Origin of the sequence: Paludisphaera soli (genome assembly GCF_011064595.1) — a bacterium.
GTDB lineage: Bacteria > Planctomycetota > Planctomycetia > Isosphaerales > Isosphaeraceae > Paludisphaera > Paludisphaera soli.
Genome location: NZ_JAALJI010000011.1, coordinates 52,459 through 64,724, shown reverse-complemented (window position 1 = coordinate 64,724; position 12,266 = coordinate 52,459). Strand labels below are relative to the sequence as shown.

Below are 12,266 nucleotides of genomic sequence, written 5' to 3'. Positions count from 1 at the left end.
GGTAGGATCGGGAACCGTCGCATCGAAGCCCGCCGGCGCATCCCCCGGCCGCCGATCGGCTTCGGGAACCCGCCGCCGCAAGCCCGACGGCGCGGACGGAGGCCCGCGCGGTTCCCGAGGCCCGTCGGCGGGCGTATGATGGGGAGATCGCGGACGATCGTCCGCGACGATCCCGGAGAAGGCCCGTCTCCCGACCCCCAGCCATCGCACCGCGACCATGAACGACACCCCCGAGACCGAAACGGCCGCCCCGTCGTCCCCCGGCGACTCCCCGTACATCCTCGACGCGACGACCGAGTCGTTCGCCGTCGACGTCGTCGAACGCTCGCGGGCCACGCCCGTGGTCGTCGACGTCTGGGCGACCTGGTGCGGCCCCTGCAAGATGCTCGGCCCCGTGCTGGAGAAGCTGGCGCGGGAGTACGACGGCCGGTTCGTGCTCGTGAAGGTCGATTCCGACCGCTCGCCGGAAATCGCCGCCAACCTCCGCGTTCGGTCGATCCCGACCGTGTTCGGGATCCGCGACGGCCAGATCCTCGACTCGTTCGCCGGCGTCCAGTCCGAGTCGTTCCTCCGCCAGTGGCTCGACCGCCTGCTCCCCTCGAAGGCCGAGACCCTGGCGAGCGAGGCCCGCGCGCTGGAATCCTCCGACCCCGAGGCCGCCGGGGCGAAGTTCGCCGAGGCCCTGGCGCTCGACCCCGACCTCGGCGCGGCGCGCGTCGGCCTGGGGAGGCTGGCGCTCGCCGCCGGCCGGATCGACGAGGCCCAGGCCGTCGTCCTGGAGCTGGAGCGCCGGGGGTTCCTGGAACCCGAGGGGGAGAAGCTCAAGGCCGAGCTGGTCCTGAAGGCCCAGTCCGAGGGCGCCTCTGACGTCGCCACCGCCCGCGCCGCGGCCGACGCCGCGCCGGGGGACAAGACGCTCCGCCTCCGGCTGGCCGAGTCCCTCGCCGCCGCCGGCCAGTCCGAGGAAGCCCTGACGATCGCCCTGGACCTCGTCGAGACCGACCGCAAGGGGACCGGCGAGGAGGCCCGCAAGCTGATGATCGCCGTCTTCCAGCTCCTCCCGCCGGATTCCGAGCTGACCTCCGAATTCCGCCGCCGGCTGTCGTTCGCCCTCTGACCCGACCTCGATCCGATCCGATCCGATCCGATCCGATCCGACCGAACGCCCGGAGACCTCTCCCGATGCATCCCCGACCCGACGACAACCGGATCAAGATCGCCCCGTCGATCCTCTCGGCCGACCTCTCCCGGCTGGCCGAGCAGGTGCGCGAGGTCGAGGCGGCCGGCGCCGACCGGATCCACTTCGACGTGATGGACGGCCGGTTCGTCCCCAACATCACGTTCGGCCCGGTGCTGGCGAAGTGGCTGCGGCCGGCCACGCCCCTGCCGATCGAGGCCCACCTCATGATCGCCTCACCCGACGACTTCCTCGACGCCTTCGCCGAGGCCGGGGCGGACACCCTGATCGTCCACGTCGAGGGTGCGACGCACCTGAACCGGACGATCCAGCGCATCAAGGCGCTGGGCCTGAAGGCGGGCGTGGCGCTCAACCCGGCCACCCCGGCGGTGATGCTGGAGGAGATCCTCCCCGACCTGGACCTGGTGCTGGCGATGACCGTGAACCCCGGCTTCGGCGGCCAGTCGTTCCTGCCGGGGACCCTGAAGAAGATCCGGGCGATCCGGCGGATGATCGACGAGGTCCGCCCCGACTGCGAGCTGGAGGTCGACGGCGGGATCGACGCCGAGACGGCCCCCCAGGTCGTCGAGGCCGGTGCCCGCGTGCTCGTCGCCGGTTCGTCCATCTACGGCGCGGCCGACGGCCCGGCGGCCGGCATGGACCGCCTCGCCCGCTCGCTGGGCCTCTGACGTAAGGGCCGCAGACGCCACTTCACCCCGACCCGACGAGGATCGAGTCATGTACGAGCCCGGAGACGTCGCCGCCGAGATCGAGGAGCTGTGCGACCTGGGCGTGGACCTCGCCGACGCGGGGAGCTTCGTCAAGGCGCTGGAGGCCTACGAGGCCGCCTGGGAACTCCTCCCCGAGCCTCCCCACGAGCAGGACGAGGCGGCCTGGATCCTGGGGAACATCGGCTACACGAAGTTCCTCCAGGGCCACTACCTCGCCGGCCGCGACGACCTCGCGCGGGCGCTGACCTTCCCCGGAGGCGTCGACAACGCCTTCCTCCACCTCCGCCTGGGCCAGTGCCACTTCGAACTCGGCGAGCTCGGCCTCGCCGCCGTCCACCTCGGCTTCGCCCACGCCATCGAGGACGAGGCCGTCTTCGCCGACGAGGATCCCAAGTACCGGGCGCTGCTGGCGGAGCGCCCCTGACTCGCGGGGGCCTCGGTCAGCGGCCGCGGACGGGGATCACGTTCAGCCGGCCGCCCTCGGCGACGATCGCGTAGGGGCTGCCGAGGTTCGGGTCGGTGGGCACCCAATCCGCAGGGGCGTACTGGGTCCTGACCTCGGGAAGCATGATCACGTTCCGGCGAGTGACCGTGTCGAAGCTCACCTTGAAAATCGGGGCGGTGCCCGTCCTGGCGTCATAGGAGGCGAAGTAGACCTGCCTCTGCCCCGGCCCCAGGGTGAAATTGAAGTAGCGGCCCCCCTGGTAGGTCGAGGCCGAGATGCTGAACGCGACGTTCGCCTGCGTCGTATTCCGGATGGTCACCAGGCCGTAGAAAACGTTGGCGGTCGGGGAGGCCGACGGGCCCCGATCGCGGAGCGCCGGACCCCCGGGGAAGCCCCCTCGGATCGGTGCGCCGGGCCCGTCCACGCCGGATCCGGGGCGAGGGGGCGTCCGGAAGCCGGGGACCCCGGGACGATCGCGCAGGACGGCCCACTCGGCCACGCCCCCGCGCATGGAAGGCCAGGAGGCGGCCAGCAGGCGCCCTTCCATCAATTCCCCGACAGGGCGGATCTCCCTCGCTCTTCTCGACTTCATCGCATGATCCTCAGGGTGTCGGCTCGCCGGCCGGCCCGCGTCGGGCCTCCCTCTCGCCTTGCAACCCTAGGCCGTCGATCGGGCCTCGTCGTCGAAGTTCGGCTTTCCGGCGGTCGCCGGGGCTCGGCGCGGCCCGTAATGGCCCTCGCCCCAGACGCGGCGGTTGAAGCCGGCGGAGCCTCCCCGGGGGATCGTGATCGTCTCCCAGGAGTCGCCCGCCAGGATGCGGGCGATGAGCACGATCTGGCCGACGTGGTAGCCGCAGTGGGCCAGCGAGCGCTGGATCGCCAGCGGGACGCTGTGCGGCTCGCCCCGGATGGCGACCGTCCGGGCGACGTCGGCCGGCGTCAGGGCCTCCAGCGCGTCGAACAGCCGGCCCCAGCCGGACTCCCAGTAGGCGAGGAGGTCCCCCCGCGCGGCGAAGGTGTCCACGAACTCGTCGTCCCGGTCGCGCCAGGGCTTCTCGCCGTCGGTCGTCAGGAAGTCGGTCCAGCGGGAGAGCAGGTTCCCCGCGACGTGCTTCATGACGACGGCGATGGAGTTGGTCTCCGGGTCGAGCGCGACGTGCAGCTTCTCGTCGGGGAGCTGGGCGACCGCCCGGTCCGCCCAGCCCTTGTTGGCCCGGAAGGCGGCCAGGGCGCCGTCGATCAGCGCCCTCGCCACGTCGTCCGAGCCGTCGGGCGTCATCATCATGAGAGACCTCCTTCGCGAGTCGCCGGGGATCCGAGCCTCGGCCGGCCGCGGCCCCCATTGGAGCCGAGCGGGAGGCGCGAAACCAGACGGCACCGGGCCCCCGTCGGTTCGCGACTCCCTGGAACCCGGCCGCGCGGGCGGTTACGCTCGCGCAGGTCGAAGCGAGGCCTGTTCCGGACGTCGGATGCGAAGCGAGGGGGCGGCGATGAAGGGATCGTGGCGGTGGATCGCGGCGGGGCTGGCGGCGTGGGCGGTCGGGGCGTCGGACGCGCGGGCGCAGCGCGCACCGCACGAGAAGAAGGTCGGCGTGGAGCTGGACGGGCTGGGCGACGGCAATCGCGGCCGGCCGTTCGTCGACCTGGCGAAGACGCTCCGGGGCTGGATGAAGCCCCGGGGCGAAGGCGCCGTCCCGATCGACGACAAGGGGTGGCCGAAGGCCGACGCCAAGACCGTCCTGTTCGACGTCCGCCCGGTCTTCGCCTGGGCCCCGCCCATCGACGACCCCGACGCCTACCAGCCCGACTGGAGCGGCACCTACCCGTTCTCCCTCCGGGGCCGCGCCGAGGTCGCCATCGCCGAGGGCCCCGGCTGCAAGGTCGAGGCCGCTCGGTACGACGCGAAGTCGAACACGACCAGCGGCCGGATCGTCGTCCCGAAGGGCTGCGGCATCCTCGTCGTCTCGTTCGCGAAGACCCGACGCGACGCCGACGCCCCCGAGGGCTCCGGCTTCACGAACTTCCGCATCATCCGCCCCGGCTACCCGGCGGATACGGCGCAGGTCTTCACCAACGAGTACCTGGCCAGCCTCAAGCCGTTCTCGACGCTCCGGTACATGGACTGGCTGGAGACGAACCACAACCCCGGCTACTACGGCGACGAGGGCCGTCATGCCCTGGAGTGGGCCGACCGCCGCCCGGCCGACTACGCGACCCAGGCGGGCGAGACCGGCGGCAAGTACGGCGTGGCCTGGGAGCACGTCGTCGAGCTGGCCAACGCGACCGACACCGACGCCTGGATCAACGTCCCGATCGCCGCGACCGACGGCTACGTCGCCGAGCTGGCGAAGTTCCTCAAGGCCGGCCTGAAGCCGGGCCTGAAGGTCTACGTCGAGCACTCGAACGAGGTCTGGAACTTCGGCTTCCCCCAGTACATCTACAACAAGCTCGCGGCGATCGACGAGGTGAAGCGCGGCGGCTCGCCCCTGAACGCCGACGGCTCGAAGGACGAGGAGGCCTGGACGCACCGCCGCCACGCCAAGCGGCTCGTGGAGATCGGCCGAACGTTCCGCGAGACGTTCGGCGCCGACCAGGCGGACCGCGTCCGTCCGGTCTACGCCTCGTGGGCCATCTCGCCGGGGCCGCACTACGCGGACGTCCTCGCCTGGGTGGAGGCGACCTACGGCGCCCCCCGCGACCACTTCGTCGCGCTGGCCGACGCCTCGTACTACAACGTGAGCCGCGCCGCCAAGGACGCGAGCCCCGAGCAGCTCGTCGCCGCCATGCGCGCCAGCTCCGACGCCAACCTCGACCATCGCACGAAGATCCGCGAGATCGCCGATCGCTACGGCCTGAAGCACTACCAGTACGAGATCGGCCCCGACGTCGGCGGCGGCGACCCGACCAACGTCGCCAACCGGATCCGCGCCAACCGCCTCCCCGCCATGGAGGAACTCGTCCTCCACGACGCGCTCGACAACTGGTTCGACCGCGGCGGCGACCTCTACATGTACTTCGCCCACATCGGCCCCGCCAGCCGCTTCGGCTGCTGGGGCCTCTCCGAGGACGTCGATCAGCTCGACACCCCCAAGTGGCGAGCCATCTACAAGCTCACCGGGACGACGCCCCCCTCGCAGTAAGCCGCCGACCCCGAGGGGAACGATGAGCGATCCGCTTCGCCACTCGACCATCCCGACGAACGGCGTGAGGCTCCACGTCGTCGAGTCGGGCCCGGAGGGCGGCCCGCCGGTGATCCTGCTGCACGGCTTCCCGGAGCCCTGGGCGTGCTGGCGGCGGCAGATCGGGCCGCTGGCCGACGCCGGATTCCGCGTGCTGGCCCCCGACCAGCGCGGGTACGGCCTCAGCGACAAGCCGGGGCCGGTCTCCGCCTACGCGCTGGACGCCCTGGCCGACGACGTCCTGGGGCTCGTCGAATCGACCGGCCGCCCCCGCGCGGCGCTGGTGGGGCATGACTGGGGCGGGATCGTCGCCTGGTGGGTCGCCACCCGGAACCCCGAGCGGGTGGAGCGGCTGGCGATCCTGAACGCCCCGCACCCGGCCGCCTCGAAACGCTACCTGCTCACCTCGCCCCGACAACTGCTCAAGAGCTGGTACGTCTTCGCCTTCCAGCTCCCCCGGCTCCCCGAGGCCCTGCTGCGTCGGGACGACTTCCGCCCCCTGGCCGAGAGCCTGCGGAACACGAGCCGCCCGGGGACGTTCGCCGACGCCGACCTCGACGAATACCGCCGGGCCTGGTCCCAGCCCGGCGCGATCACGGCGATGATCCACTGGTATCGCGCCCTGCTGAGGTATGGGCCGTCGGCGGGCCGCTCGGCGCGGGTCGTCGTCCCCGCGCTGATCCTCTGGGGGGCTCGGGACAGGTTCCTGGAACGCGGGATCGCCGAGGCGAGCCTGGCCCTCTGCGACCGGGGCCGCCTCGAATTCTTCGACGAGGCGACCCACTGGATCCAGCACGAGGAGCCCGATCGCGTCAACCGCCGCCTGATCGAGTTCCTCGGCTCGGAGGTCGACCCCGCCTGAGCGAGGCGTCCCCGGCCCGGCGGCGGGACCTGACGGCGAGGTCAGTGGAGGAGCTGGTAGTAGCGTCCCAGGCCCGGCGAGGCGTTCGACATCGCCGGCCAGGTCCAGCGGTCGTAGGCGTGGCCGTAGGCCTGGCCCTGATAGGTGAACGTGTCGGTCGGGCCGTACGGCACGTACGTCCGCGCCGGGTTGGGGAAGTCGATGTAGTAGCTGTAGGGATGGATCGGCCCCGCCTGGTACGGGTAGCCCGCCGGGGCGCCCAGGACCACGCCGCCCGGATTGACGATCAGCTCGCTCCCCGAGGCGATCGGCAGGGGCGCGCCCACCACGACCCCGCCGACGACCGGCGCGGCGATCGGCGTCCCGATCAGCTCCTGCGCCGAGACCCGCGTCGACGCCCCCGCCAAGGCCGCCAACATCCCCAACGCGATCAGCGATGTCTTCAACATGGGTGCTTCCTTCTCCAGGTGCTCAACCGAGGAAATCCCGGCTTCAGATTACCCATGTAGTATAGGCCTCGTATTTTCCCAGATAAACCAAGGCTCGCGATTTTAACGGAACTGGCGGACCTGGCGGATTCCGGGGGTTCCAGGAGACGGCCGGGCGCGATCGGCGGGGGTCGTCAAGCATCAAGGGGTCGGATTTCCTTGATGGACGATCCTTTCACGCCTGTTGGCGCGGGCAGCCTCGCGAGCGGGCCCGGCCCGGCCCGGACGGGTTCCCCGGCGCCCCCGGGGCCCGTTAGAATCGCGAGGGCCCGGGAGACGACCGCGACGATTGCGAGGCTGGCATGACTTCGACCCGACGGCGACCGATCCCGCCGACCCTGATCCTCTGGTGCATCATGACGACGATCCCCGCCGCGGCCCTTGCGGCCGAGCCGGTCCGCTACGCGCTGCGGTTCCCCGCCCCCCAGACCCACTACGTCGAGGTCGAGGCCCGCATCCCGACGGCCGGCAAGCCCGAGGTGGAGCTGATGATGCCGGTCTGGACCCCCGGCTCCTACCTCGTCCGCGAGTACGCCAAGGGGGTGGAGGACCTCGCCGCCCGCAAGCCCGACGGCTCGGAGCTGACGGCGGCCAAGAGCCGGAAGAACCGCTGGAAGGTGGCGACCGGCGGCGCCGACGAGGTCGTCGTCACCTACCGCGTCTACGGCCGGACGATGGCCGTGCAGGCGAACTGGATCGACTCCGCCTTCGCCATGCTCCAGGGCGCGGCCACCTTCCTGACCCCGGCCGACGGCGTCGCCCGGCCCCACGAGGTCGTCGTCGACCCCGCCCAGGGCTGGAAGCAGAGCGTCACCGCCCTCCCCCCCGCGCCGGGGGGCAAGCCCCACCATTACGTCGCCGCCGACTACGACACGCTGGTCGACAGCCCGATCTACGCCGGCAACCCGGCGCTCTACGAGTTCACCGTCGACGGCGTGCCCCACGTCCTCCTGAACGAGGGCGAGGGGGGCCTCTGGGACGGCCCCCGGTCGGCCCGCGACGTGGAGGCCATCGTCCGCGCCGAGAAGGCGTTCTGGGGCTCGCTCCCCTACGACCGCTACGTCTTCTTCAACATCCTGGGCGAGGCCGGCGGCGGCCTGGAGCACAAGAACTCGACCGTGCTGATGGGGAGCCGCTGGGCCACCCGCACCCGCGCGAGCTACCTCGCCTGGCTGAACCTCGTCGCCCACGAGTTCTTCCACACCTGGAACGTCAAGCGGCTGCGGCCGGCCGAGCTGGGCCCGTTCGACTACGAGAACGAGGTCCACACGCCGAGCCTCTGGGTCGCCGAGGGGATCACCAGCTACTACGACCGGCTGATCGTCCGCCGGGCCGGGCTCTGCACCGTCGCCGAGTACCTGGCGGGCGACCCCCCCTCGGCCGGCGAGGACCGGACGATCAACGACGTGGAGCGGCTCCAGACCACGCCGGGCCGGCTCGTCCAGCCCCTGGAGGAGTCGTCGTACGACGCCTGGATCAAGTTCTACCGCCGCGACGAGAACACGCCCAACACCCAGGTCAGCTACTACGTCAAGGGCGCCGTCGTCGCCTTCCTGCTCGACGCCGAGATCCGCCGCGCCACCAACGACGCCAAGAGCCTCGACGACGTGATGCGGCTGGCCTACTCGCGCTACTCCGGCGACCGGGGCTTCACCGCCGAGGAGTTCGAGAAGACCGCCGCCGAGGTCGCCGGGACCGACCTGGCCGCCTTCTTCCGCCGCGCCCTCCGCACCACCGACGAGCTGGACTACGCCGCGGCCTGCGACTGGTTCGGCCTCCGCTTCGCCAAGGACAAGCCCGAGAAGAAGGCCGACGCCGACAAGGACAAAGACAAGGACAAGCCCGCCAAGGCCTGGCTAGGCCTGACCACCAAGAACGAGGACGGCCGGCTGGTGGTCGGCCACGTCAAGCGCGACACCCCCGGGTTCGAGGCCGGGTTCAACGTCGGCGACGAGATCCTCGGCGTGGGCGAGGACCGGATCCCCCCCTCGCAGTGGTCGCGAAGGCTCGAAGCCTTCCGCCCCGGCGATAAGGTCTCGGTCCTCATCGCCCGCCGCGACCGCTTCCAGCGCCTGGACGTGACGTTCGGCCTGGAGCCCCCGCGCGACTGGACGCTGGAGCTGCTCCCCGAGCCGACCGACGCCCAGAAGGCCCGTCGCAAGGCCTGGATGGGCGAGTGACCCGACGGGCCCCGAGGCCTTCCCCCGGCGCGGGAAGGCCTCGGTCGGCCGATCACTTCGCGCCGACGAGGATCTCGTCCAGCACCCGGCCGTCGGCCTGCTCCAGCGGCACTCCCAGCAGGCGGGCGGCGGTGGGGGCGACGTCGACGTTCTCGACGCTCGGCAGCCTGGACCCGGGCTTGACGCCCGCGCCCGAGGCGACGAACAGGGCCTTCATGCCGGGCTCGGTCGACAGGTAGCCGTGCGTCCCCTTCTGGGCGTGCTCCTGGATGAACGCGTCGCCGTTGACCGCGCCGCCGACGCCGTAGCCTTCCTTCGCGGCGAGGATCATGTCGGCCATCCCCGGGTGGTCCTCGGGCTTCGGCAGGCCGTAGCGGGGGAAGTCCTCGGGCTCGATCACGGCGGCGACGCCCTCGGCGCCTTCGAACAGCCGGCGGACCGTCGCGCGGTCCTCGTCCTTCGTGGCCGGGTCGGTCAGGTAGACCATGCCGATGCCCCCCTCGGGGACGACGAAGGCGCGCGCTCGGATCACCTTCTCTCCTTCCACCGTGAGCAGCCCCTCCTTGCGGAGGAGCGCGTTGGGGCGGAGCGTCTTGGAGTTGGCGAGGAAGCCGTGGTCGGCCACGACGAAGATCGTGGTCTTGTCGCGGATCCCGGCGTCGTCGACCGCCTGCACGACCTTGCCCACCAGGGCGTCGAGCTTGCCGGCGACGGCGCGGCCCTGGGGGGTGTTCGGCCCGTGCTGGTGGTGGGTCGAGTCGAGTTCCAGCAGGTGGAGCGCCAGGAGGTTGGGCTTGCGGGCGCGGATCACGTCGGCGGCGACCTCCGCCCAGACCTCGTCGCGGCCCCCGCCGCCGCCGCGCTCGAACCGCTCGATCTGCCCGGCCTTCTCCATCTCGGCCTTGAGCCGGGGCGTGGTGTGGGTGAACGATTTGGGGACGTCCGGCCAGTTGTCGCCGAGGCTCTCGGAGCCCGAGGTGCAGGGCCAGTTGATGGCGGCCGACGTGAGCCCCTTCGGCTTGATCAGGTCGAACAGGAGCGGAACGTGGACCAGCTCCGCCTGCGTGCGCTCCGGCGTGACGACCGTGGGGGCGCCCGGCTCGCGCTTCGGCAGGCCGTTGAACAGGACGCCGTGCTTCGCGGGGCGGACGCCCGACATCAGGGTCGTGTGGTTCGGCCAGGTGACCGACGGGTTGGAGACGGTCATGCCGTCGGCCGTCGAGGCGCCGGCGTCGCGGAGGCCGCGGATCACCGGCAGGGAGACCTCGGGGTCGTCCAGGTACCACGCGGGGAAGCCGTCGAGCGAGATCACGACGACGTGCCGGTCGGGGTCGGCCGAGGCCCGGCCGGCCGTCGCCAGCGCCAGGGCCGCCAGGGCCGCCAGGGCCAGGAATCGCAACATGATTGGACTTTCTCCACTTCAAACTTCGATGCGTCGATCCGAACCGGGCGACCTGGGCCGCCCGGCCCCTCGCAAGCCTACCGCCCGCCGCCCCCCCGTTAAAGCCCGCGGCGGCCCCGCGGCCGAGTCTCTCGAAAACTTCACGCGCGGCGCGGCCCTCTGCCGGCGTCCGGCGTCCGGGGTCCGGCGTCGACGGGCCCGCTCGCCGGTTGACACCGGCCGTCCCTCGGCGTCTCATCGAGGCGTCACGCGCCCAGCCCGCCCCTCCAACCCCGGCGAAACCATGAAACCGACCGCCCCCGCCCGGATCGCCGCCCTCGCGGCCCTCGCCTGCGCCTCGATCCTCCCGGCGCGCGCCGACGGGCCGACGTTCCGCGCGGGGGCGGCGATCGTCGACGTCACGCCGTTCCTGGACGAGCCGATCATCGGCAACTTCGCCACGCCGCCGGCGTCGTACGTCCACGACCCGCTCCACGCGCGGGCGCTGGTGCTGGACGACGGCTCGACCCGGCTGGCGTTCGTGGTGGTCGACAGCGTCGGGGTCGCGCGCGAGGTCTTCGACGAGGCCCGCCGGCTCGCCTCGGCGAAGGCGGGGATCCCCGAGGCGAACATCCTGGGGGCGGCCACGCACACCCACTCGGCCACCAGCAGCCGGTCCGGCGACGACCTGGAGCCCGGCTCCGGACCGTCGGAGTACCAGAAGTTCCTCGCCCGCCGCATCGCCGACGCGATCCGGCTGGCGGCCGGGAACCTCGCCCCCGCGCAGGTCGGCTGGGGGACCCTCGACGCGCCGGAGCACCTGTTCAACCGCCGCTGGCTGCTCAAGCCCGGCGAGACCGTCGACGACCCGTTCGGCGGCGTCGACCGGGCCCTGATGAACCCGGGCCGGCACCCGGCGAAGCTGGAGCCCGCCGGGCCGGTCGACCCCCAGCTGGCGTTCCTCGCCGTCCGCGCCCCGGACGGCCGGCCGATCGCCGTGCTGGCGAACTACTCGCTCCACTACGTCGGCGGCGTCCCGGAAGGGCACGTCTCGGCCGACTACTTCGCGGTCTTCGCGCGCAAGCTGGGCGAACGGCTCGGCGTCGACCCGCTCCACCAGCCGTCGTTCGTCGCGATCATGTCCAACGGCACGAGCGGCGACGTGAACAACATCGACACCGTGTCGCCCCCGCCCGCGAAGCCCCCGGCCCCCTACGAGCAGATGACGCGCGTCGCCGACGACCTGGCCGGACGCGTTGCCGAGGCCTACCGGGGCGTCGCCTTCCGCGACCGGGCCGCGCTGGCCGCGACGGCTCGCGAGCTGGTCCTCAAGACCCGGAAGCCCACGCCGGAGCAGCTCGATTACGCCCGCCGCGTCCTGGAGAAGCCCGCCGACGCCCCCAAACACCACGGCCTGGAGCGCTTCTTCGCCGAGTGGACCCTGCGAATGGCCGCGTCGCCCGACGAGGTCTCGGTGCGGCTCCAGGCCGTCCGCGTCGGCGACCTCGGGATCGCGGCTATCCCGTTCGAGGTCTTCGCCGAGACGGGCCTGGAGATCAAGGCGAAGAGCCCGTTCAAGCCGACCTTCACGATGGAACTGGCCAACGGCGTCTACAACTACCTCCCCACCCCCCGGCACTTCGCCCTGGGCGGCTACGAGACCTGGCTGGGGATCAACCGCGTCGAGCCCGAGGCGGCCCCCAAGATCGTCGCCGCGCTGTTGGAGATGTTCGCCGGCCTGGCCGCGCCGGCCTCGCCCTGACGCGACGAGTCGGCGGCCGATTTTCCGCCGCGAGCGTCGGATTCTCCGCCGTGGAAGAGGA

At 72.0% G+C, this 12,266-nt stretch carries 11 protein-coding genes; 7 read left to right on the top strand and 4 right to left on the bottom strand.

What is annotated here, in order from left to right; genetic code table 11:
- Positions 1 to 217: 217 nt before the first annotated feature.
- The 3 genes from G6O68_RS33435 (at position 218) to G6O68_RS15505 (ending at position 2,332) form a co-directional block, all read left to right on the top strand.
- The gene (locus tag G6O68_RS33435) at positions 218 to 1,117 is read left to right on the top strand and encodes a tetratricopeptide repeat protein (protein WP_165249379.1); all 900 of its coding nucleotides are present in this window, start codon (positions 218 to 220) and stop codon (positions 1,115 to 1,117) included.
- A gap of 65 nt (positions 1,118 to 1,182) precedes the next feature.
- Complete coding sequence (gene rpe, locus G6O68_RS15510) at positions 1,183 to 1,866, top strand: ribulose-phosphate 3-epimerase (protein ID WP_165249377.1); 684 nt, start codon at positions 1,183 to 1,185, stop codon at positions 1,864 to 1,866.
- Between the two features lie 49 nt (positions 1,867 to 1,915).
- Positions 1,916 to 2,332 carry a tetratricopeptide repeat protein gene (locus G6O68_RS15505; protein ID WP_165249375.1) on the top strand — a complete coding sequence of 139 codons (417 nt, stop codon included), beginning with the start codon at positions 1,916 to 1,918 and terminating at the stop codon, positions 2,330 to 2,332.
- A gap of 16 nt (positions 2,333 to 2,348) precedes the next feature.
- Here the strand turns inward: G6O68_RS15505 and G6O68_RS15500 are convergent, their stop codons facing one another.
- A complete protein-coding gene (locus G6O68_RS15500; RefSeq protein ID WP_165249373.1) occupies positions 2,349 to 2,945 on the bottom strand; it encodes a hypothetical protein in 597 nt (198 codons plus the stop codon).
- Positions 2,946 to 3,011: 66 nt separating this feature from the next.
- Positions 3,012 to 3,638 (bottom strand): DUF1572 family protein, encoded by a 627-nt coding sequence (locus G6O68_RS15495; protein ID WP_206108104.1) that lies wholly within the window; start codon positions 3,636 to 3,638, stop codon positions 3,012 to 3,014.
- Positions 3,639 to 3,843: 205 nt separating this feature from the next.
- Between G6O68_RS15495 and G6O68_RS15490 the strand changes: the two genes are divergently transcribed.
- Positions 3,844 to 5,493 (top strand): hypothetical protein, encoded by a 1,650-nt coding sequence (locus G6O68_RS15490; RefSeq protein ID WP_165249371.1) that lies wholly within the window; start codon positions 3,844 to 3,846, stop codon positions 5,491 to 5,493.
- Between the two features lie 22 nt (positions 5,494 to 5,515).
- A complete protein-coding gene (locus tag G6O68_RS15485) occupies positions 5,516 to 6,394 on the top strand; it encodes an alpha/beta fold hydrolase (protein ID WP_165249369.1) in 879 nt (292 codons plus the stop codon).
- Between the two features lie 41 nt (positions 6,395 to 6,435).
- On the opposite strand, the gene G6O68_RS15480 is transcribed toward G6O68_RS15485, so the two are convergent.
- The gene (locus tag G6O68_RS15480) at positions 6,436 to 6,843 is read right to left on the bottom strand and encodes a hypothetical protein (protein WP_165249367.1); all 408 of its coding nucleotides are present in this window, start codon (positions 6,841 to 6,843) and stop codon (positions 6,436 to 6,438) included.
- Between the two features lie 341 nt (positions 6,844 to 7,184).
- Between G6O68_RS15480 and G6O68_RS15475 the strand changes: the two genes are divergently transcribed.
- Positions 7,185 to 9,062: a M61 family metallopeptidase gene (locus tag G6O68_RS15475; protein WP_165249364.1), complete on the top strand. Its 1,878-nt coding sequence runs from the start codon at positions 7,185 to 7,187 to the stop codon at positions 9,060 to 9,062.
- A gap of 52 nt (positions 9,063 to 9,114) precedes the next feature.
- Here G6O68_RS15475 and G6O68_RS15470 read toward each other — a convergent pair whose 3' ends face one another.
- A complete protein-coding gene (locus tag G6O68_RS15470; protein ID WP_165249362.1) occupies positions 9,115 to 10,464 on the bottom strand; it encodes an alkaline phosphatase family protein in 1,350 nt (449 codons plus the stop codon).
- A 283-nt stretch (positions 10,465 to 10,747) separates the two neighbouring features.
- Here G6O68_RS15470 and G6O68_RS15465 point away from each other — a divergent pair, with 283 nt between their 5' ends.
- Positions 10,748 to 12,205, top strand: coding sequence for a hypothetical protein (locus G6O68_RS15465; RefSeq protein ID WP_206108103.1), 1,458 nt, complete (start codon positions 10,748 to 10,750; stop codon positions 12,203 to 12,205).
- The last annotated feature ends 61 nt before the right edge of the window (positions 12,206 to 12,266 follow it).

Coding starts and splice junctions, on each gene's coding strand:
- G6O68_RS15505 (WP_165249375.1), top strand. CDS start 1,916: ATGTACGAGCCCGGAGACGTCGCCGCCGAGATCGAGGAGCTGTGCGAC.
- G6O68_RS15495 (WP_206108104.1), bottom strand. CDS start 3,638: ATGATGATGACGCCCGACGGCTCGGACGACGTGGCGAGGGCGCTGATC.
- G6O68_RS33435 (WP_165249379.1), top strand. CDS start 218: ATGAACGACACCCCCGAGACCGAAACGGCCGCCCCGTCGTCCCCCGGC.
- G6O68_RS15500 (WP_165249373.1), bottom strand. CDS start 2,945: ATGAAGTCGAGAAGAGCGAGGGAGATCCGCCCTGTCGGGGAATTGATG.
- G6O68_RS15485 (WP_165249369.1), top strand. CDS start 5,516: ATGAGCGATCCGCTTCGCCACTCGACCATCCCGACGAACGGCGTGAGG.
- rpe (WP_165249377.1), top strand. CDS start 1,183: ATGCATCCCCGACCCGACGACAACCGGATCAAGATCGCCCCGTCGATC.
- G6O68_RS15470 (WP_165249362.1), bottom strand. CDS start 10,464: ATGTTGCGATTCCTGGCCCTGGCGGCCCTGGCGGCCCTGGCGCTGGCG.
- G6O68_RS15490 (WP_165249371.1), top strand. CDS start 3,844: ATGAAGGGATCGTGGCGGTGGATCGCGGCGGGGCTGGCGGCGTGGGCG.
- G6O68_RS15480 (WP_165249367.1), bottom strand. CDS start 6,843: ATGTTGAAGACATCGCTGATCGCGTTGGGGATGTTGGCGGCCTTGGCG.
- G6O68_RS15475 (WP_165249364.1), top strand. CDS start 7,185: ATGACTTCGACCCGACGGCGACCGATCCCGCCGACCCTGATCCTCTGG.
- G6O68_RS15465 (WP_206108103.1), top strand. CDS start 10,748: ATGAAACCGACCGCCCCCGCCCGGATCGCCGCCCTCGCGGCCCTCGCC.